Genomic DNA, 21413 nt, shown 5'->3' with positions numbered 1-21413 from the left:
CATTGAAAATTTTGAGTCTTGTTTTTCGGTATAATTTAGTTTTAAAAAGGACATTCCTGGTATTACAGTGGATGCCCTTTTTGCTAAATTATAAGATATTTTGTTAGAATTCAAAGTCTAGAATCATTTTACTGGTTTGACCTGTAAACTTATAATTATAGGACCCTTTCAGGCTTTCTAATTCACCAGTAGCTTTGATGATTGTTGCAGGGGAATCTAGATTTCCTTTATCAAATATCCCTTGCTCTATAGCTATAAATGTCCCTCGTTTTCCCTTATAAATTCCTTCGAAATGTAAAAATCCAGAAATTTTAGCAGTAGCCAAGTGACCATCATCTATAGTTGATTCTAAATAATATAATAAATATTCAACAAAAGCTTTTCCTTTTAATTCACCGTCAATATCATATTCGACATGGGCAATATTAATAGGGAAATCTTTTCTAGTTTCATTGACTGGCTTTTCATCCCATTTACTTACTGTAAATGTTACTTCCATACGCATAAACCTCCCTTCATCATTAGATGAGTAATCTACCTCCAGTATATCACCTAAAAAGTACCATCAATAATTATATCTCATAGGAGTGTTTCTAAAGTAACGGATGCTGCTGGTAAGACCCTGTTAAGAGCAAAAGACGACTTATTTTTTGTTCTTCTTGTATGACATTGAAAGTAAATTTTTATTTAACAGTTTACTTTCATTTTTATTAAAAAAGAACACGTAGAAATTACTACATGTTCTTTATGAGACGGTTCATTTTTAAATATTACGTATCTTCTAGATTTTTCTTATTATATAGTTGTGTCCTTCTATTTCTTTTCCCTCATTTCAACAGCAAAGTTCATGATCTCTTCCTCTGTTAATTTTTCTTCAGTGGTTAAGATCGGACGGATTACTCTATACGTTTCTTAATTATTTCAATTGTACTAGAAATTGTGAATTAAAAAAGAGAGCCGTAGCCCTCACTTTCAATTAATAGCAATTAAGGATGCTTCGAGGGTATTTAATAGCCTACATTTTAAGGAATGTAGGCTAAGTAATATACGTTAATCTGTTATTAATTTTGAATAAATACTTAGATCAATAAACTTTTCATTAGATTTTTCACACTTTCTCATTGTCCCTTCGAATGTAAAGTTTAACTTTTGTAAGACTTTTATTGAATTGATGTTTTCAGATTCAACTTTTGCTTCTATTCTATTGAATTCTAAAGTACTAAACGCATAATCCATTAAAGAGAGAATGGCTTCTGGCGCATACCCCTTACCCCAAAAAGCTTTACTAATATCGTAACCAATTTCTGCTTTGGCGTTTTTGAAATCAAATGAATTATAACCACAAGAACCGATAATTTCATTTGATTCTAATTCAATTATTGAATAACGAATAGCTCTGTTTTCCCGAGATAACTTATCAAGCATTTCAATCATATCTACCGCTTGGCTTTCATCAGTAAAACTATTGATATTCATAAATTTTGTAACTTCTGGATCCGCCCAAATTGTAAACATGCTAGCTGAGTCTGATACTTTCATTTTTCTTAAAACTAATCTTTCGGTTTGTAGTTCTGTAATCAATATTTTTACCTCCATTATGTTTTTATTTTGGGGTCAAGATATTGATATCTGCGCATAGTTCAGTCCCTTCGTGTTTCAAGATAATATTATTATAAAAGCTATAAAGGATGAACCAATAAATTTCAAAAATTTGGTTATGTCACAGTTTATGATAACTGCGTAATAAAGAAAAATGAAACAATTGTATTGTGATTTTTAAACATCTTTAATTTTATTCTTATTTACCGTTCGTTGAGAGCAATTATTTTTTAGTTGCTGTATTTCCCATTGCAATAGAAATTCTATTCCAACTGTTGATTTGATTAATTACCAGAACAAGGTCAACATATTGTTTCTCGTCATAGTGTTCACGTACTCGCTTATATAGGTCTTCAGGAACTCTTTTAGTGGGAATTAGAGTAATATGCTCAGATAGTTCAAGAGCAACTTTCTCTTCAGGTGTATAAAAATCACATTCATTCCAAGCATTCAAGCAATAAATTCGTTGTTCGGTTTCACCTATCTTACGGGCATCTGATGTATGCATATCCATGCAGAAAGCACAACCGTTAATTTGAGAGACTCTAATCTTTATAAGTTCTCTAGTAATTCGATTAATTGTAGATTTCTTAGTGTACTTCTCCATATCCATCATAATTTTCATGCCATCAGGTGCAACATCATAGTAGGAAATTCTTTGACTCATAAGGCAAGACCTCCTTTGATTTTAAGATACTTATAATTATACCTTCATACGAACATTCGTGCTATTTTTTTGTTTGTAAAGCATTCGAAATCAAAGAGAATTTCAGTTATAGACAGTGTAATTAGTTGTTTCATGGTACGTAAATATCGCAAATGAGTAACCGTATTTTCCAAACAAATATTTTCACTTTTTAATTACTTTATTATTACCGTCAGAATAAATTGAATAACTCTATTAATTTTTAAATGATTTTATTATAAATGAAACAATTTTATTATCACCAAACAACTACATAATTTTGATCAAACTTTATTCGAAAGCTACAGTGTTTTTATCTTCCTATAGTTATTTATGGGGATTTTGTTAATTTTTTCGTTTTGGAGAACAACTAATTTCTTAGCTTGATAAGCTATGTGACGAGACCCCCTGCCCGTCAAGCTAAAGTTTTAATGTACCCCCAAAATAAAAATTTTCTTTCACTACAGTTAATTACTTTGAGAAGTCAGCGGATTTTTTCATTTTAGGGGGATTTTGTTTTGTTAGCTTGATAGTGATGGGATACAGCCAACATTTTGGAAGTTTTATATGCTAAGCGAATTTTAACCTAAAAAAGTCGAATTCCTGTACGTTAAGTGAAGTGGCATTTCATTCACATAATCCCTATTATCTGAAGTTAATAAAGTCTGTTACACTCTCTTCTTTAAAAACGTTTCCATAATATCCTTCTTGAATCTTTTATAATCAAGCTGAAAAGCTACATTATGCGTTTTATAGCCTGGATTAGTAGCAAAACGAAAGTCTGCAATACTTTGACCAAATCCTTCTCCTTGATCAGGAATTACTTTAATGGGTACTCTTGAAAGGCCAACAGCCTCTTGATTCAGCAAATACCACACTGTTACAAAATCATGCATAGGGCTTCCACTTATACCAGGATTAGACTTAGAGTAGAATTTATAATAATAGTCTAACATAGGTTTGATGATGAGTCCTGCAAGATCCTGTGTATTCCGATGAAATGCATCGATTTGCTGGACCATTTCGGGTGTAACAATCGCATGTTGAGTCACATTTAAAGGAATAATTGTCAAGTTCTTTGCATGCTGCAGAATTAAGTTTGCTGCATAAGGGTCTGAGTAAAAGTTAGCTTCAGCCACAGCAGTTACGTTACCTGGATAGAAAAAAGCTCCCCCCATGCAAATACATTCTCTTACGTTTCGCATTGTTTCTAAATTCAACACAAAAGTCGTAGCTAGCGAAGAAAGTCTTCCTAAATTGATAATTGTAAGATCTTCTAAATTTGATTCTATAATTTGATAAATATCATTTAAAGGATAAACTGGATATGAAATTTCAGGGGGAATGATAGGTCCTAATCCGACTTTTCCATGTACCTCAGGGAAATACTGAATCAATATACCTGTCAACGGTACAGAAGCACCAAGGAATACGGGTATCTCTTCTCTTCCCGCAATGTACTTCAAATAGTTAATATTTCTTATTGCATTTTCTCTGGATACATTTCCATAATCGGCTACAATTCCTACAAGTTGAATGTCTTTACGAAAAAAAGTGTACAGTATAGCAAACGCATCATCAATCCCCAAATCTGTAAACAGGAGAACCTTTTTTTTCATATCTCTTCCTCCAAAATCTATAGAATCCTACTTTCACTAATGATGTAGTGATCAGACTAAGCTTGTATGTATATATTTTATGTATTCTTAAAGAGTGGATTCTATTCACTTGAAATAGCTTTGCTCATCTAAATTTGATATTATGTTCAAGCGTAAGTTTCTGTTCTTAAGTTCATAGGCATGGTGTGCTATCCCATGCCCATCAACTTAAGAATTTTTTAACACCCCAAAACGAAAAAACAAGTTAAATTCTCATAGATAACTATCTTATAATTAATTATATAATTTATTTTTTAAATATAATAATATAAAGATATCACTCTTAAAAGGGGGGGATTCAAATTGGTTAAAAACTTACCTTTATACTAATAGTTATTTTAATACTAGATGTAAGTTCTTCTACATTAAGTACGGACGGATACTTTTCTCCAGTTATAGAATGGTCTTTAATGATTATAAGTATTATTTTAAACATTACTGCAGTTATAGGCTTATCACTACACGTCTTTGTATATCAACCTATGAAAAGATTTGAAAAAATTAAAATGAAATCTTCAAATAAAATAATTATATTTGAAGTAACACCACCTCGCCATCGAGTGTTGATTTAGAAAAAAGTTTAATTATAAATATTTTATGATATTCAATAAATTTAACTTATAAAAATATTTTTATTCTTATTCAACTATCCTGCCCCGTTAGTTTAAGTACATTTCTTCACAATTTTTACAGTGATAGTAACATAAATACCCAACAAAAAATCATCTCACCTCTAGAAATCTATAATGGTAGTTTTAGAATAAGTGAATAAGAGAAATAACCACCATTGATTATTTCTCTTTTCATATACATATTTATTTTTGGAAAAATAACCTAACTCCAAATACTAATAATACTGTGCCAGTAATACCCTCTATTGTACGGTTCACTTTTTCTTTTCTTAAAAAAGTTCTTAATTGACGTATTAGTGAGATATAAAGTAAATACCATATTGCTGTCAAAGTCGTAAATGTGAGTCCTAACAAAAGAAATTGGAAGAGATGACTTTGATTGCTCACAATAAATTGGGGTAGAAAACTTAGGAAAAACACAGCAGTTTTTGGGTTTAAGATTGCCGTGGTAAATCCTTGTCTAAAACTTTTAATCGTTCCAATATCCTTAGAGTTCATTTCCACTGAACCTGACATATCTTCTTTTTTAGACAAGGCACTTTTAATTGACTTTACAGCTAAGTAAATTAAGTAAAAAGCCCCAGCATATTTTATAAATGTAAATAACATAGAGAATTTCATTAGGATGGCAGAAAGTCCTAGTGTAGCCATTATTGTATGAATCATCATTCCAGATACCGTTCCTAAGACGGTCTTTATCCCACCATTTTTACCATGCGAGATAGTGTTTTTTGTAACTAAGGCAAAACCGGGACCAGGCATTATTATGATTAGGATTGCTGTGAGGATAAATAACAAATAATTTTCCATGTTCTAGTATTTCCTTTCCAATTTTTAGTTTTGCCTATAGTATAGCTTTTTTACTTAAAATATTAAATATAAAAAGCGTGATCAGGAGTTTATCGAGGTTATTAGTATCAATTTGACCAAACATTATCCTAAAGTTACATTGATAAAACACACGGCAAACTTATGGGTAAAATTACAAGCTCGGCTCTCACAAAAAACGGGATAAAAAAATAAACAGCGGAACTAGTCCACTGTTTATTTCGTCACACCCTCATGTAATTTTTCTGTATAATCTTTTACATCCTTCCAGCTATCTTTCGCTGTATTTAAATCTTCTTTTATAAAGGTAAATTCTTCAGGGCTGATTCCTTTTACGTTTTGTAGTAAATTATTATATTTCGCACCTACCGTATACCACTGATTTGATATGTTTTGCAGTGCTGTAATTGCTGCATCAATTGTTTCTGTCATATTAGTTGTTTTATTTTTTGCATCTGTCAAAATTGCCACTTCTGCTTGCGATCCAGAAATTCTATTCTTTAAACTGGCTATTTCTCGTTCTGCATTTGCAATATCTTTTTTCGCAATCGCAATCATCGGTCCCCCCGCAAGACAAGTTATTAACGCTACGCAAAGTACACCACCAGCAATCACCATATCGTTACTCTTTTTGATCGAATCGTTATATGTATTTATTTGTTGCTCTAGAGCTGGAATACCAGCATTCGTACTCGCCAAAATCGAGGTTAATTGATTCGTATCCTCTTTAAAACTATTTGTGTCTTTCGCCATTCTATCGCGAAAAGCTTTCAAATTCCCTAATAGTACATCTACCTCATTTTGATTCTTTAAAATATCCGCATACAACTTTTCTAAATCCGCTTTTAATTTACCGCTATCCTTTTGATCAATCGCTGCTAACATGTCATTATAATACGCTTGAAAAGTATTATTGTAATTAATAATATTTTGATCCGTTTTCATAATTTGAGGCTTCATATTATTTAACCAATACGCCGCATTAATTTTTGCATCTCTTTGATGCTGAATCATATTTCCTTTAAACTCACTATTAATTGAACTTATTTTACTCAAATCAGTCTCTTGCTGATTTTGAATTAATTTTGCATATGAATCCATTGCGAATATGCTCGATGTCGTTTGCGCCATTACATCTTGGAATCCTGCTGGACCGAGAGAATAATTTTTTGCATTTTCTTGTAATGTTTTTACGTTTTGTTCCGCTGCAAAAGGATGTAAAGGAAGTGCATTACTCGTTGCCACCCCAGCAATCATGATCGTTAAAAGACATTTTTTATAAAATCTTTTCTGCATACTTTTCACCCATTCTCTTTATAAGGATATAAAAAAGCTCCTGCTCACAACTGAACAGGAGCTTCAACTCATTCATCAATACTTAACGCTCTAACGATTCGTATTCGATTATGCTTTTTTCGTATCTACTACTTTAATATCTTCAGCATAGATTTTTTCTGCATAGTCTTTAATGTTCTTCCAGCTATCTTTCGCAATGTTTAAATCTTCTTTAATGAAAACAAGGTCATTTGGACTAATTGAATCTACATTTTGAAGTAAAGAATTGTATTTTGATCCCATTGTGTACCATTGATTTGAAATGTTTTGCAACGCTGTAATTGCTGTATCAATTGTGTTTGTTAAATATTCAGTTTGTGTTTTAATGTTCGTTAGTCCTGCCACTTCTAATTGCGCAGTTGTAACTTGTCCTGTTATCTTTTGAATTTCTGCCTGTGCATTATCAAGCTCTTTCTTCGCTAAGACGATTCCTGCAGTACCACCACCTACTGCTGCTGTTCCACCTGCAATTAATGCGATTCCTAGCGGAGTTCCTGCTCCCGTAGCAATTACAACCGCACCACCGATAATTGCAATTGGGCCTAAAGCTGTCGCAACAGATGAACCGATAATAATTGCATTATATTTACTAATTGCTTCATTATACGTTGTAATTTGATTTTGCAGAAGCGGAATTCCAGCATCTTGACTAGCCAAGATAGATGTAATTTGATTTGCATCTCCCTTGAAATTTTGAGTATCCGACGTCATTTTATTTCGGAATTTCTTTAAGTCTTCTACTAACTTATCTACTTGCGCTTTATTTTCAGTAATACTACTTGATAATCTAGTTAGACCTTTCGTAAGAGTTGCTTTATCCTTTGCATCAACCGCAGCAACTAAAGTATCATAATAGTTTTGGAATTTCGTATTGTAATTAATGATATTTTGATTTGTTGAAATAAGCTGTGGCTTCAATACATCTAGCCATTGTTGTGCATTCCCTCTAGCTGTATCTTGATGCTGAATCACTTTACCTTTTAAAGATGTATCAACTGACGTTACGTTCCCAAAGTTAACATTACCTTGTTTAATAATTGTTAAAGCGTACAGATCCATTACTAAAGCGTTAGAACCTGTTCTTTCCATCGCATCTTTAAGGCCTTCTGGTCCTAATGAATATTCGTCATAATCATTATATGCTTTTGCTACAGCATGAACTGGAGCTTGTTTCACTGTACTTTCAGCAGCATACGTATGGGCTGGCATAATATTCCCTGCTGCAAATACTGCCATAAGTGCTGATAGAGCCATTACTTTATACGGTTTTTTTGTCATTTTTCTTCTCTCCCTATATCGCTAATTATTTTTCTGTTTAATGTACTTCAACGTTTGTAACGTAATCTTCAAATTGATTTGTTTGCTTATTCATTTCATCACTTACTTTTTTAAGTTGATTGAAATGTTTTTGAAGTAAACTACTGTCTGTATACGTGCCTTCTTCAATATTTGCTTGAATTTGGATCATATTATTGTTTAAAACTTTCCAATCCGTTAATAACGTTTCTAAAGTTGCGATTTGGCGATCAATCAGTTCCGTAAAGCTACTTACTTGATCTTCAACGAATGTGATTTGAGTCGCCTCTGATTCAGTTTGTGATAACTTTTGAATAAGTGGTAGTAGCTCTTTTTGTTTTTGCTGAATACGAAGAGCTGCTTCCCTCGTTTGACTATCTGCTGCATTTACAATTTCATTACTTAACGTACCGATAGAAACAAAATCGATTGTTTTCGTTTGTGCAGTTTGATTTGTGATTGTAAATACTTGTTTACCGATATTAATAGAACCTTTAATAATTTCTTGTGGTCTATTCAAAATAGTAGTTAGTTCAGCTTGAATTTCCCCTTGAATTCTTTTTATGTCTTCTCTTAATTTCACAATATCTCCACTTGATCCTTGCAGTGTTTTTATTGCTTCATCAGCTTTAATTGATAAGTTATTACTATCTTTGTCTAATACCGTTTTAAATCGATTTAACTCTAATAAATCTTGCTCCATACTCTCTTGAATGCTTTGGACCTGCAATTGTAATTTTCCATATGCGTTTGTAAAATCTGCTTTTGCCTGTTCATCTTCATTTACTTTTCCTGCTAGTTCATAGAGCTTACTATAATAGCTATTAAATCTAGTGCTGTATCTCATCATCTCTTGATTTAAGTCGATTAGCTTCGGATTATATTCATCAATCCACTCTCGTACATTCGCCTTTGCAAATTTTTGATGATTCGTCAAACTACTCATCGCATTTACCTTAATGTCTGGCTGTTGCAAAATAACTAATCCGTATGCTTGGATAAGTGGTGACTGTGACCCTAACATTCTAATTGAATTTGATAATGTATTTGGAGCAATTACATTTTGCACGTTTAATACTTTCACCTTTGGTTGCCCCTCTTCAGCGTAAGCGCTTACAGGAATGAAGCAACTCGTAGATACTGCTGTAACCAATAACCCTGTAATTAAAGTTTTTTTCACTTTAACCCCTCCTATGTATTAGCAACTATTACTATCGCATTTTATTATTCTATTTTCTTGCACATTATTTGAGATGGTTAAAAATAGAGAACGTTCTCACCGTGAGTCATGTACGAAACACCTCTCTCAAACTTTATTTCTACAGTACTTACTTATTGTTATAAAACATTTCATAACTTTTCACATGTGCTTAGTATGAATAACATTGTATAAAATTTCTGTTTCATCGCAATTTCCATATTCACACAGTGAATATATTACATGAAAATATTATTCATTTTAAGATAAATAACGCACGTGAATATGAAATTAAGTTTTGTTTTTATTAAAGTTTTGTACTGTAAGGTCATTTAAACACAGCTATTCATCTATCGTAAAGAAGTATTTTAATTCCCTTTATTTTCAAGACCTCATGTCCTTATTCCAAAATAAAATCCACTTAACTTCCTCCATTAAAATATCCATATATCACAACAAAAAACACTGTTTACTCATAAGAGATTGTATTATAGTAATATAATTTTAAGACCTATATGCAATTATGCATAGCATATACACAAAAAGGATAGCTTCACTTTCGTGAAGCTATCCTTAAAAAATCTTATTACTTTTTCAAATGATATGGAACTGTCGTAATAACAACATTTCTTTTATAGAGTAAATACGCACGAATGAGTAAACTAGACTGATTATGAAGAATGTTATGCCAACCTTTTTTCGGAATAAACTGTGGTATAACGACCGTAACTCGGTAATTTGATTCACTCGCTTTATATTGCACTGTGTCAATAAATTTTGTAAGCGGCTGAATAATGCTTCTATAATGAGAATGTAATGTAACAAGCCTTACTTCAGGTTGCCACTTCTCCCATTTCTCTTCAAATTTCTTTTCCTCTTCTCTGTCAAAAGCAACATATACAGCGATAACTTGATCTGCAGAAAGAGCCTTAGCATAGTTCAATGAATTTTCTACTACATGAGTCATACCAGCTACAGGAACGACAATTACATTCCCTTCAATCGGAACAAGTGGTTCACAAGTTTTTAAACTTAATTGATCGCCCACTGCATCATAATGCTTCTTAATTCGATGGAACAAGAAGATAATAAAAGGTAAGAAAATAAGGATTGACCAAACTTGTGCGAACTTAGTTAAAAAGAACATGCTCATAACGATAAAACTAATGACTGCACCAATTAAATTAACCGTTAATCTTAAAGCCCATCCTTCAGGCTTTTCACGAAGCCATTTTAGTACCATTCCAGTTTGAGAAAGTGTAAACGGAATAAATACCCCTACTGCATATAGCGGAATCAAGTGTTCTGTTTTCCCCTGAAAAGCTACAATTAAAATAATCGAAGAAATCCCAAGTATAATAATACCGTTTGAATAACCTAGGCGGTCTCCTCTAATCGTAAACATTCTCGGTATGAACTTATCTTTTGCAAGATTAACCGCTAATAGTGGAAATGCAGAATAACCTGTGTTAGCCGCAAGAATTAATATTAAAGCTGTTGTACCTTGTATGAAATAGTACATGAAATTACGTCCAAAAGTTTGTTCAGCAATTTGTGAAACGACTGTTACTTCCTTACTTGGATTAATTCCGTAATAATAAGCTAAAAAGACAATTCCAGAAAATAAAACTGCAAGTAATGCACCCATTGCAAGCAATGTTTTCGCTGCATTGTTAGGTGCAGGATCTTTAAAGTTTGGAATTGCGTTAGATATCGCCTCAACACCCGTTAAAGCAGAGCTTCCTGAAGCAAATGCTCGTAACAGTAAGAACAAACTAATTCCCGCAACTGGTGTTCCAATTGGCGAATGCAGCGTGGGTGAAACGTGACCAGTCAAAATATTATATATTCCTACACCAATTAATATAAATAATGCTACAACGAATAAATAAACCGGATATGCTAAAACGGAAGCTGATTCCGTTACGCCTCTTAAATTTAAGATGGTAATCAATATGACAAATATAATCGCAATGATTACATTATGTGCATGTAAACTAGGAAAAGCTGATGTGAGCGCATCTGTACCTGCGGACACACTTACTGCAACAGTTAAAATGTAATCGACTAATAAAGATCCTCCAGCTATTAATCCCGGATTCATCCCTAAATTTTCTTTTGATACAACATATGCTCCGCCGCCATGAGGGTAAGCAAAAATAATTTGTCGATAAGATAAAATAAGAGCTGTCAATAATACTAATACCCCAACAGCTATCGGAATGGAATACCAATAAGCTATTGCTCCAAGACCTGCTAGTGCAATTAATATTTGCTCTGGTCCGTATGCGACCGATGACAATGCGTCAGAAGATAAAATGGCTAGCGCCTTCGTTTTATTAAGTTTTTGCTCTCCTAACTCAGTTGATTTTAACGGTCTTCCAATTAAAAATCTTTTAATAGATGAAACCAATGCTGTCCACTCTCCAATAATTTTGTACGAACGATTTTGCTAGTTACAGCGATAAACTATTTCTTCAGAAAACAAAAATGTCTACAAGCCATAACGAAATAGACTTGTAGACATTATTTTTTTTGTCGCACAAGCTCCACCTTCCTTCTCAATATAACGCTTACGAGGTTAGCTGTCGGATTCGGGCCTATGAGTAGCCCTACCTTTTTCAAGGATTCACCCCATTGGATTATGTACTAATCCATAAGAACGGGTCCCCCGCACCATGCGGCTTCAGCGATTTAGAAAATTGAAACTGTGGATTATAATACTCCTTTATTTTCAAAAAGTAAACAAAAATTTTAAAAAAGAAAAAAATTAAAACGATTGCGCATAATCCACCGAAAAATATACATAATGAATACTAAAAATCCACAAAGGAGACCCGTATGTCTAAAGAAAAGAAGCCACTTTTTTCCGATTCCTATTTAGATGCAGTAGCAAATGAAATTAATCAGCTATATGGTAAACGTGAAAGAGAACGAAATACGACAGATAAACCGAAAAGAAACGAATAAATTGTCAAAAAGAAACAAAAAAAGGATAGCAACATTTATATTTTGCTATCCTTTACTCTTTTTCATACCATTTCTTTAGTAAAAATCATTTTTTCATATACCTTTAAATTTTGATACACAACACTTAATAAAGGCACATCTATAGACATTTCCTCTGCTAATTTCAATAAGTATCCTTGTAAATGCTTCCCTTCAATGAGCGAACCTTTTTCCATATCCCGTTGCATCGATGACTTCATATCATACGAAATTTTATCAATCGTTTTCATATGTTCCTGGGCGATATTCTCCTTAACTGGAGCCCCCATAGATTTCATGATTTGCACTGATTCTTCAAATAAGTTCCTAATAAATTCTCGGCCTCCATCACTCTCACGAATCGGTCCTATCGGCGCACGCATTAATGTTGTCACACCTGACATTGCGGTGATAAATAAATATTTATGCCACATATCTTGCACAATATTTTCACTTAAAACAAAACTAGCTTTTGTATCTGCAAATGTTTTAGAAATAAGCTTTATTCTCTCTGAATCTTGAGGCTTAATTTCCCCAAATACAAGTCTGTTGGCAGCACTCGTTTGTACAATTTCTCCCTGATCGTTTAATGTCGTCTCGATAAAGCATAGACCGCCAATTACTTTCTCTTCACCGAATTCCTTTTGTAATAGTGATAAATGAGCGATACCATTTAACAATGGGATTATTACAGTATTTTTACCTACAAACGGCTTTAAATCTATGGTCGCCTCGTGTAAATGATACGCTTTTGTTGAAAATAAAATCACATCAAATGGAGTCGTTCTATCTTCTTTCGTTACCAATTTCGGTTGAAATGAAAAATCTCCATTAACACTACGAATAACAAGGCCTTTTTCTTCTAATTGCTGTTTTCTTTTGCTGCGAACGAGAAATGTAACATCTTCTCCCTTTTCTACTAATCGGCCACCGAAAAATCCGCCAACGCCCCCAGCTCCTAATACTAAAATACGCATACAACATCCCCCTTTTTCTAACACAATTATACTAATTTTAGTATACATAACATTATACATGTCCCTTGTTAAATAAGCTGAATTTTCATTCTTAATCTAATGAACAAGAGAGGTTATTTTCAAGAAAAATTGGGCATGTTGTTTCTATAGCTTATACGGAAAGGAAACAATGTAAATGGAGGCAATACAAACAATCGAGGAAAAAGATGTAATAACAGCTATATTTCAATTTATATTCCCGTTTTCGTTTAAAACTGGATATGAACAAAATATGTTCCCTTTCTTACAAAAAAATGATTTTCGACCTTTTCGACTCGATCATCTTGAAGATGAAAATACATATTACGGGAAATTTCAAGTTTCACATCAAAATATGGAAGCATACTATCTTTCCTTTACAAATAAAATTCTCTTTCCTCATTCAGAACATCAAAAAGGATTACAGCGCTATTCTAAAGACCTTAATTTAAATGGACATTTAACAACTAACCTTATTTCCGTTCCATTCAAGATACATTCTATTGATGTAACACTTTGTCCTTATGAGCTTGGGTTCTTAACAATTCGGACAGAAATAAAAACCGCTCCTAACATGACATTATCAGAAGCGATTGAATTCGCGGCTCGCTTCCGTGTACTTGAAACTAAAAGTGATACGACTGAGACTATTTGTATTGAATGTGATGGAAAAAAATATTCACAAGTAGAAAAACTTATATTCGGTGATTTATTTCATGGTTTAACAGACTTCTTTGAGAACAAGAGATTGCGGAGTTCTTACTTTCAAACATTCCCTTTCTTTGAAGACCAGCGAATGTATGTACAAACTCTATTATCCATAAACAAAGAGTCAGACCTTCATATAATCGATGTATATCGAGCTTCCAGTCTTTCCGGATTATCAGATGATGGTAAGCCATATATTAGTGCAAATAATGTTCCTTATATTCACGATTATTTAACAAAACATTCTTATCAAAGATGGGCTCCTAACCGTTACTTTATTATGGAAGAACATATTTTCACATGTATTACAAATGAAGGTGAACAAGCAGTCACTAAACTTGCTAGTCAAATGTACGGGGAGTTTTATTACGCTTTATTATTAAATTTATTTCATAAAGTTGTTTTATTAAAGATGGCAAACGCCTATGCTGAATTAAATATTGAGCAAGATACAAATGAGATTGAGAAATTAATTTATTCAATAAATTCGTTTACAGCTAATTATTTTTCTTTAGAATTAGTATCCCAATCACAAAGTGAAGATATTTTCTTTCGTCTAAGAAAACTTTTTAACATTGAAGTACTGTACACGAACGCGAAACAAAATCTCGATAGTTTATTTAAATATCAAGAAAATGTTGCTTCAAAAAAAGATAGCCTCTTATTATTAATTTTAACGCTCTACTCTGTTGTAGGCCAAATGTTAGGGTTTACTATGATTGATCTTTTAAGAAACACCGATTCAAACAAAATATCATCGCCTTTTGAATTTTTTGCTCTATTAATAGCGATTAGCGGTATAGTCATTTCCCTCATTTTAGGTGCACAAGGTTTATACCAATGGGCTATACAGCATAAAAGAAGAAAAGCATGGGTAAAACAAACTGTATTATCTGCTGTTAAAGAGAAAAAAGATACAAAGTAAATAAAAAACAGATGGCAGCACGATGCTACCATCTGTTTTTTTATTAAGCTAATTTTGCTTACTTACCTGCTTCGATTTTTTCTAATGTAGCAGCTACTTGCTCTTCTGTTAATTCGTGTTGCACGATATAACGATTACGTGGGTGTACACGACATTCATGAGAACATGCACGTAAATGTTTTGCTTCACTTTCTTCAGAACATAAAATTTTCTTGTTACATTCAGGGTTTGCACAGTTTACATAGCGCTCACAAGGTTCACCTGTAAAGTGATCTTTACCAACGATAACATGTTCTTTTTGGTTTACTGGTACAGCGATACGCTCATCAAATACGTAACATTGACCATCCCAAAGTTCACCTTGTACTTCTGGATCTTTTCCGTACGTTACAATTCCGCCATGAAGCTGGCTTACATCTTCATAACCTTCACGAACTAACCAACCTGAGAATTTCTCACAACGAATTCCACCTGTACAGTACGTTAAAATCTTTTTACCCTCAAGTGTTTCTTTATTTTCTCTAATCCAATCTGGTAATTCACGGAATGATTCAATATCTGGTTTAATCGCACCTTTGAAGTGTCCTAAATCAAATTCATAATCATTTCGTGCATCAATGATAACTGTATCTTCTTGTTTCATTGCCTCATAAAAATCTTTTGGTTCTAAATACTTCCCAGTAATTTCTTTCGGGTTAATGTCGTCTTCTAGACGAAGTGTAACTAACTCTGAACGAGGACGTACGTGCATTTTCTTGAATGCATGTTCATCTGCCTCATCAATTTTAAATACGATTCCAGCAAAACGTGGATCATTATTCATCGCTTCCACGTATTTTTCTGTTTGTTCAACAGTTCCAGAACAAGTTCCGTTAATTCCTTCTGTCGCTACAAGAATTCTTCCTTTTAACTCAAGTGATTTACAAAATTCTAAATGCTGTTCAGCAAATTCTTCTGGATTTTCAATTGTTGTGTACATGTAATATAGTAATACTCTATATGGTTTTGTAGTTGCCAATGTATTTCTACCACCTATCTAAATTTTAAAATCATGTATAAGTTAACGTTCATATCAAAACATATATAATAAGAAAATATATACAAAATTATACGTAGCCTATTTTCTTCTATTTACAATTTTTTCTATAAGTTAACAAAAATAAAAACAAGATTACAGAACAAAACACTACGGTTAGGTTGTAATCCCAATATATTATATATCATACAATTTCATTTCCATCAATTAATATGCTGTAATATAGGCTGTATGTTCACATAAATTTCAAAAACAACCCTATAATTTATTATCTTCTCCCTTATTCAACAACCATAAACTCCCAAAATATTTTTGCATCGTCACACCATTCATTGCACACAGTCATATAATTTGCATTAAGGAAACTTTTATGTTCAAATGAAATTGCCACATCATATATCTAAATGTATTGAAATAATGAGTAAAAATAAAGTGAAACTTTAATCAAGTTAAGATTTCAAAGGGGAATACTACTATGAATAAAGATATAACAAAAGATGAACAAGTCCCTTCTCAAAGCACAACAGTTCAATCAGCCCATTTAGCGTTAAGTGGACAAACAAAAGGCTTTAAAAGACTGTTACCATTCTTAGGACCTGCTTTTATCGCATCAGTTGCTTATATTGATCCTGGGAACTTCGCTACAAATATCGCAGCTGGATCACAATATGGGTATTTATTGCTTTGGGTAATACTCGCTTCTAATTTAATGGCTGTATTAATTCAAACTTTATCAGCTAAATTAGGAATCGCTACTGGGAGAAATCTTCCTGAAGTAGCTCGCGAAAACTTCCCCAAACCAGTTTCCATCGGTTTATGGATACAAGGGGAACTCGTTATTATGGCTACAGATTTAGCTGAATTTATCGGGGCAGCACTTGGCTTATACTTACTATTTGGAATTCCGATGTTACCAGCTGCTTTAATTACAGCAGTTGGATCATTTATTATTCTTGAATTTCAACGCAGAGGCTTTCGTCCATTAGAAGCTATCATAACAGGTATGATTTTTATCGTTGTTATCGCTTTTGGTATCCAAGTCTTTTACGCAAAACCGGAATTAAGCCCTCTACTCTCAGGACTTTTCACTCCAAAATTCCAAGGTGTAGATAGCATCCTTTTAGCAGCTGGAATTTTAGGTGCGACAGTAATGCCGCACGCGATATATTTACATTCGGCCTTAACGCAGCGCCGTGTAGTCGGAACAAATGATGAACAAAAGAAAAAGATTTTCCGCTTCGAATTCATCGATATTATTATTGCAATGGTTATCGCTGGAGCAATTAATGCAAGTATGTTAATTGTAGCAGCTGCACTATTCTTTAAAAACGGCTTGCACGTTGAAGACCTTGATGTTGCTTTTAACCAGTTCAGTAATTTAGTCGGTCCTGTATCGGCTGCATTATTTGGGATTGGACTTTTATCAGCAGGTTTATCTAGTTCTTCTGTTGGTACGATGTCTGGTGATATTATTATGCAAGGATTCATTCGAATGCATATTCCGTTATACTTACGCCGATTTATAACAATGATTCCGCCTCTCGTTATTATCGCTTTAGGTGTAAATCCAACTTACGCTCTCGTTATGAGTCAAGTTGTCTTATCTTTCGGTATTGCCTTTGCATTAGTACCACTTATTATGTTTACAAGTAATAAGAATATTATGGGCGCACTCGTCAACCATCGCATTACAACATTTATCGCGTGGTTAATCGCTGCACTTATTATCGTTTTAAATATTTTCTTACTGTATCAAACATTTGTAGGGTAATGAAGAAGGGTATTCCAAATTTGATTTGGAATACCCTTTTTGTATGAAATGATTTCCTTCTACTTACCACTTATGCATGTCTCTCTTTCTGGCATTATCGCACCTTTTTCAGTTCGAAAATAAAGTGGCAAGCCTTCCGTGAAAAACATACTCACCTTGGATGGATCCTGCCTTTGATGATGGATATGTAAATGTGGTTCACTTGAACTTCCTGAGTTACCGACTTGGGCAAGAACCTCCCCTTCATTTACACGTTCGCCTTCCCTCACTTTAATTGATCCTTTCTTTAAATGGGCAAGAAACAAAAATGTACCTGTTTCATCCAGTCGTAAATAAATATGATTTCCCGCCATCGATTGAAAATCATCCGATCCCGGAACTAAATCTATTTCATCATTTTTAATTGATACAACTGTCCCAGAAGCGGGTGCCATTACTTTCGCTCCATATATTCCATAATCCTCTAACTTACTACTTTTCACTTCAGCTGGTGGAATGAGAATATCGTATGCCCATCGTTCATTTGGTTTTATAACGTGATAGTTCGTTTCTAATTTATCGCCGCCCCAACCTATCAATGCTCGTTCATTCAAAGGAAAACGAACGACTACTTTAGGACTCATAGACTGTACATCTACTGGGTATGCAATTCTCCCAATGTTAGCGAACCATCCCACGGGCCAAGCTCCAATGGTAGAAAACAGAACTATTAATAGTAGCGTTCCATCTATCCGCTTTCTAAAAATGCCTTTCCAAACAAACATTACTACTGAGCCTATTAAGAGAAAAACTGAAATCACACTAAAAGCCTGTATAATCCACCAAACAAAGACTGATGTAACGCCATTACCTAAATAAACTAAACTCCAACTTATAATTAAAAAAGCAACTATACTCGCTAATAAAAATCTCTTCCACATGCTGTATCCCTACTCTCCTATCTTTGTTCCCCATGATACGAAGTAAAAATTACGACATATGAAAGAAATACTTACGACTTTCTTACATTTCTTTATACTGCGGTAAAACGATAGTGAAAACCGTTTCTTTATCGTTACTACGTACAGTGATATCTCCTTTATGAAGTTCCGCTATACTTCTCGCAATTGCAAGCCCCATTCCTTTTCCACCCGTATGAGAGCTACGTGATTTTTCACCACGATAAAACTTTTCAAAAACGTAAGGAAGGTTCTCATTCGGAATGCATTGTCCAAAATTTTTAATTTCTATTTCAACATTCATATCTCTTTTAGAAACTTGAATTAAAAGCTCCTTTCCGTCTTTCCCGTACATAATACTATTACTAATTACATTTTCGAATAGCCTCACCATAACCGCTACATCCATTTCCACATGTAACACCTTATCACCTTTAATACAAAAGCTCATATCAGCATCATCTAGTTGTGGTAAAAAATCAATCATGATTTGTTCAATGAACGCTTTCATATTTATTACACTTTTATGTAATTCGATCTCTCTATAATTTATTTGACAATATTCTAATAAACCATCTACTTGATTTTTTAATTCATAACTTTTTCGCTTTAATATACTTACATACTGTTCACATTCTTCTCTATTTGAATGAAGCTGATTTCCTAACAGGTCCGCGTAACCTATTAGGGATGTTACAGGTGTTCGTAAGTCATGAGAAATATTACTAATCATTTCATTTTTCATTTCTTGCGATTTTTTTTCATTCTCGATAGACTCTTTTAAACTTTTGGCCATTCTATTAACATTCGCTGCTAATTCACCAATCTCGTCATTTTTTGAAATAAGTATATGTATTTCAAAATTACCATTACTTATTTCCTTCAGACTCTTGTTAATTTCAGATAATCTTTTCATCATTGTTTTTGTCATGAATGCAAAGTATATTGTAGTAAAAATTAAAAAAACTATTAAATATAAAAATGAATATTTTTCCTCTAACGCAGTAACATGACTATATATATTTCCAATTACAATTTGAAACGCTATTATACTTACAGTTGCTAACAAAATGCTACATATGAATGCGATAAAAAACTTAGCTCTCATGCCTTGTAATGATTTAATCTTCAATTTTATATCCGACTCCCCAAACATTTTGAATAAACTTCGGCTCTTTTGGATTCTCTTCAATTTTATTTCTTAATCTTGCAATATGAACCATTACTGTATTATTACTTTCATAGGCCCTTTCTTTCCAAACGCTTTCATATATTTCTTCAATAGTAAACACACGATTCATTGCAGCGGCCATTAAGTACAAAATATCATATTCAGTTTTCGTAAGATTGATTGTTTCTCCATATAACATCACTGTTCTCGACACTTCATCTATTTCTAAACCTCTAATGTTTATTTTCTTTTCTATTACTTGAACAGCATTTTGATTGAAGTATGTATACCTTCTTAATTGAGCTTTCACTCTTGCTATAAATTCAATTGTACTGAACGGTTTCACAATATAATCATCTGCCCCAGTACTAAATCCAACGACTTTATCTACGTCCGATGATTTCGCGCTTAAAAACATAATTGGTAAACTATATTTCTCTCTTATCCTTCTACACAATTCAATCCCATCCATTTGAGGCATCATAACATCAAGGATAGCAAGTTGAACATCATTATTATTCAATACCTCTAACGCCTCTTCTCCGTTGTCAGCACTAAAAACACTAAAACCTTCTTGTTTTAAATTTTCATTAACGAATCGAATAATATCTCGATCATCATCTACAATTAAAATTGAGTTTTTCTCCATATACAAACCTCTTTTTGAAATATATTCCACAATCAATTTTATCACAAATCAAAACCATACTTCCCTCTTGAATAATCTTTATTTTCAGATTAAATTATATAATAACAAATACATTCTAGTTTCATAAGAAATGGAGTGAAAATATGTTTCCTATATTAAAAACCAACCGACTCATTTTACGAGAACTTACCGAAGAAGATGCACCGAGTATACTACAATGCTTTTCTAATACTGATGTCCTGCGCCATTATGGCCAAAAACCATTGCAAAATTTGGATCAAGTAAAACAAATCCTTACTAATTTTAAGTTGGGGTACAACGCAAGAAGCGGCATTAAATGGGGAATCGAATTAAAAGACAAGAAAGGGCTCATTGGAACAATTGGTTTTCATGATTGGTCTTCCGAACATAAACGAGCAAATATAAGTTATGCCTTTTTGCCTGAACACTGGGGAAATGGATATGCGACTGAAGCGGTTTCTGAAGTTATATCATACGGTTTCCACACACTTCATTTAAAACGGATCGGAGCAATTGTATTTCTTGAAAATGAAGCTTCCAATAAAGTGCTATTAAAATTAGGATTTGAAAAAGAAGGCGTTCTAAAAAATTATATGTATCAAGATGATATCCCATATGATACGAATTATTATTCTTTATTAAAATGAGTTTAATAGAAATTATACGTAAAAACTCGTTTCAGCATAATGAATCAAGATAGTGGATTTTTAACGAAAGATGGGAAACCGAGCGTTTTTCATTTCTTAGATCATCATACGACTGATGCGAAGTACAATAAATTATATAATCTAAACAAAGGGCATGAGCATATTCTTACTCATGTCCCTTTTTTACGTTCTTTTTCTGTTTTCGCAATGCTTTTGGAATGTATACACAGAAAGGTTCGCTTTCCATGTAATCTCCCGTCATTGCATATGCTTTAGAACGAGATCCTCCACAAACATATCGAAACCCACAAACTAAACTTTTTATAAGTTTTC

At 33.2% G+C, this 21413-nt stretch carries 18 protein-coding genes, 2 pseudogenes and 1 riboswitch; of the genes and pseudogenes, 5 read left to right on the top strand and 15 right to left on the bottom strand.

What is annotated here, in order from left to right; all coding sequences use genetic code 11:
• Positions 1-103: 103 nt before the first annotated feature.
• The 4 genes from NSQ69_RS09490 to NSQ69_RS09475 all read right to left on the bottom strand — a co-directional run bounded on the left by NSQ69_RS09490 (position 104) and on the right by NSQ69_RS09475 (position 3903).
• Entirely contained in the window at positions 104-499 is a 396-nt protein-coding gene (locus tag NSQ69_RS09490) for a DUF3224 domain-containing protein (protein WP_002126833.1), read from the bottom strand.
• Between the two features lie 551 nt (positions 500-1050).
• Positions 1051-1581, bottom strand: a complete 531-nt coding sequence (locus NSQ69_RS09485; RefSeq protein WP_002126830.1) for a GNAT family N-acetyltransferase — start codon at positions 1579-1581, stop codon at positions 1051-1053.
• Between the two features lie 241 nt (positions 1582-1822).
• Positions 1823-2266 (bottom strand): carboxymuconolactone decarboxylase family protein, encoded by a 444-nt coding sequence (locus NSQ69_RS09480; RefSeq protein ID WP_000083030.1) that lies wholly within the window; start codon positions 2264-2266, stop codon positions 1823-1825.
• A gap of 686 nt (positions 2267-2952) precedes the next feature.
• Positions 2953-3903: a nucleoside hydrolase gene (locus NSQ69_RS09475; protein ID WP_002126827.1), complete on the bottom strand. Its 951-nt coding sequence runs from the start codon at positions 3901-3903 to the stop codon at positions 2953-2955.
• A gap of 342 nt (positions 3904-4245) precedes the next feature.
• Between NSQ69_RS09475 and NSQ69_RS09470 the strand changes: the two are divergent.
• A pseudogene (locus NSQ69_RS09470) lies at positions 4246-4514 on the top strand (hypothetical protein).
• A 243-nt stretch (positions 4515-4757) separates the two neighbouring features.
• Here NSQ69_RS09470 and NSQ69_RS09465 read toward each other — a convergent pair.
• From NSQ69_RS09465 to NSQ69_RS09445, 5 genes are all read right to left on the bottom strand, one after another.
• A complete protein-coding gene (locus tag NSQ69_RS09465; RefSeq protein WP_000432973.1) occupies positions 4758-5384 on the bottom strand; it encodes a LysE family translocator in 627 nt (208 codons plus the stop codon).
• A gap of 234 nt (positions 5385-5618) precedes the next feature.
• Positions 5619-6698, bottom strand: a complete 1080-nt coding sequence (gene nheC / locus NSQ69_RS09460) for a non-hemolytic enterotoxin subunit C (protein ID WP_033708128.1) — start codon at positions 6696-6698, stop codon at positions 5619-5621.
• Between the two features lie 108 nt (positions 6699-6806).
• Positions 6807-8015: a non-hemolytic enterotoxin NHE subunit B gene (nheB, locus tag NSQ69_RS09455; protein WP_002126822.1), complete on the bottom strand. Its 1209-nt coding sequence runs from the start codon at positions 8013-8015 to the stop codon at positions 6807-6809.
• Between the two features lie 37 nt (positions 8016-8052).
• Positions 8053-9213, bottom strand: coding sequence for a non-hemolytic enterotoxin NHE subunit A (gene nheA, locus NSQ69_RS09450; RefSeq protein WP_002126819.1), 1161 nt, complete (start codon positions 9211-9213; stop codon positions 8053-8055).
• 604 nt (positions 9214-9817) lie between these two features.
• Positions 9818-11644 (bottom strand): APC family permease, encoded by a 1827-nt coding sequence (locus NSQ69_RS09445; protein ID WP_002126816.1) that lies wholly within the window; start codon positions 11642-11644, stop codon positions 9818-9820.
• A gap of 142 nt (positions 11645-11786) precedes the next feature.
• Positions 11787-11933, bottom strand: a riboswitch (cyclic di-AMP (ydaO/yuaA leader).
• A gap of 139 nt (positions 11934-12072) precedes the next feature.
• Between NSQ69_RS09445 and NSQ69_RS09440 the strand changes: the two genes are divergently transcribed.
• Positions 12073-12201 carry a hypothetical protein gene (locus NSQ69_RS09440; protein WP_002086273.1) on the top strand — a complete coding sequence of 43 codons (129 nt, stop codon included), beginning with the start codon at positions 12073-12075 and terminating at the stop codon, positions 12199-12201.
• A gap of 62 nt (positions 12202-12263) precedes the next feature.
• On the opposite strand, the gene panE is transcribed toward NSQ69_RS09440, so the two are convergent.
• A complete protein-coding gene (gene panE, locus NSQ69_RS09435; RefSeq protein WP_078203084.1) occupies positions 12264-13196 on the bottom strand; it encodes a 2-dehydropantoate 2-reductase in 933 nt (310 codons plus the stop codon).
• 175 nt (positions 13197-13371) lie between these two features.
• On the opposite strand from panE, the gene NSQ69_RS09430 reads away from it, so the two are divergent.
• Positions 13372-14847, top strand: coding sequence for a hypothetical protein (locus NSQ69_RS09430; protein WP_088291353.1), 1476 nt, complete (start codon positions 13372-13374; stop codon positions 14845-14847).
• 58 nt (positions 14848-14905) lie between these two features.
• Here NSQ69_RS09430 and trhO read toward each other — a convergent pair whose 3' ends face one another.
• Positions 14906-15865: an oxygen-dependent tRNA uridine(34) hydroxylase TrhO gene (trhO, locus tag NSQ69_RS09425; RefSeq protein ID WP_002086277.1), complete on the bottom strand. Its 960-nt coding sequence runs from the start codon at positions 15863-15865 to the stop codon at positions 14906-14908.
• A 493-nt stretch (positions 15866-16358) separates the two neighbouring features.
• Here trhO and NSQ69_RS09420 point away from each other — a divergent pair, with 493 nt between their 5' ends.
• Entirely contained in the window at positions 16359-17654 is a 1296-nt protein-coding gene (locus tag NSQ69_RS09420) for an Nramp family divalent metal transporter (protein ID WP_078203082.1), read from the top strand.
• A gap of 59 nt (positions 17655-17713) precedes the next feature.
• Here the strand turns inward: NSQ69_RS09420 and NSQ69_RS09415 are convergent, their stop codons facing one another.
• From NSQ69_RS09415 to NSQ69_RS09405, 3 genes are all read right to left on the bottom strand, one after another.
• Positions 17714-18574, bottom strand: a complete 861-nt coding sequence (locus NSQ69_RS09415; RefSeq protein ID WP_078203081.1) for a M23 family metallopeptidase — start codon at positions 18572-18574, stop codon at positions 17714-17716.
• 82 nt (positions 18575-18656) lie between these two features.
• Entirely contained in the window at positions 18657-19724 is a 1068-nt protein-coding gene (locus NSQ69_RS09410; protein WP_002165972.1) for a sensor histidine kinase, read from the bottom strand.
• Positions 19714-20412 carry a response regulator transcription factor gene (locus NSQ69_RS09405; protein ID WP_002141282.1) on the bottom strand — a complete coding sequence of 233 codons (699 nt, stop codon included), beginning with the start codon at positions 20410-20412 and terminating at the stop codon, positions 19714-19716. The genes NSQ69_RS09410 and NSQ69_RS09405 overlap by 11 nt, the downstream gene beginning before the upstream one ends.
• Positions 20413-20555: 143 nt before the next feature.
• Here NSQ69_RS09405 and NSQ69_RS09400 point away from each other — a divergent pair, with 143 nt between their 5' ends.
• Complete coding sequence (locus NSQ69_RS09400; protein ID WP_002031168.1) at positions 20556-21080, top strand: GNAT family N-acetyltransferase; 525 nt, start codon at positions 20556-20558, stop codon at positions 21078-21080.
• A gap of 166 nt (positions 21081-21246) precedes the next feature.
• On the opposite strand, the pseudogene NSQ69_RS09395 reads toward NSQ69_RS09400, so the two are convergent.
• Positions 21247-21393: pseudogene (locus NSQ69_RS09395) on the bottom strand (radical SAM/SPASM domain-containing protein); the annotation flags it as partial.
• Between the last annotated feature and the right edge of the window lie 20 nt (positions 21394-21413).

Source organism: Bacillus sp. FSL R10-2201 (assembly GCF_038008665.1).
Lineage (GTDB): Bacteria > Bacillota > Bacilli > Bacillales > Bacillaceae_G > Bacillus_A > Bacillus_A mycoides.
This window is presented reverse-complemented; position numbering and strand designations above follow the sequence as displayed.